The sequence below is a fragment of the Burkholderia sp. SIMBA_062 genome (assembly GCF_046534765.1).
Taxonomy (GTDB): domain Bacteria; phylum Pseudomonadota; class Gammaproteobacteria; order Burkholderiales; family Burkholderiaceae; genus Burkholderia; species Burkholderia ambifaria.
In genome coordinates this window covers 1-276 of sequence record NZ_JAWRYD010000223.1, presented here as the reverse complement: position 1 = coordinate 276, position 276 = coordinate 1, and the positions used below count along the sequence as shown (strand labels likewise).

The following is a 276-nucleotide window of genomic DNA, read 5'->3' as shown; positions in this document are numbered from 1 at the left end:
CGACCTGCGCGATGAACTGGCGGCGATTCGATGCGCCGGTCATCGGATCGGTGGCCGCCATGTATTCGAGCTTCTGGTTCGTGCGGCGCAGTTCCTGCAGCGCGCTCTCGGTGCGCGCCATCGATTCGGACAGCCGGCTCATCAGGTCTTCCTGGCTGTAGATCGCGGAGAACGAGCGGGTGGACTGCAACGCCTGCACGACGCCGTAGCTGAGCAGAAAGAAACCGCCCGCGAAGATCGCATGCGCGAGCCACCACATGTGGTTCCACGGCTTGC

At 64.1% G+C, this 276-nt stretch carries 1 pseudogene; it reads right to left on the bottom strand.

What is annotated here, in order from left to right:
• Nucleotides 1-276, bottom strand: a pseudogene (locus tag SB786_RS36135) (GGDEF domain-containing protein); the annotation flags it as partial.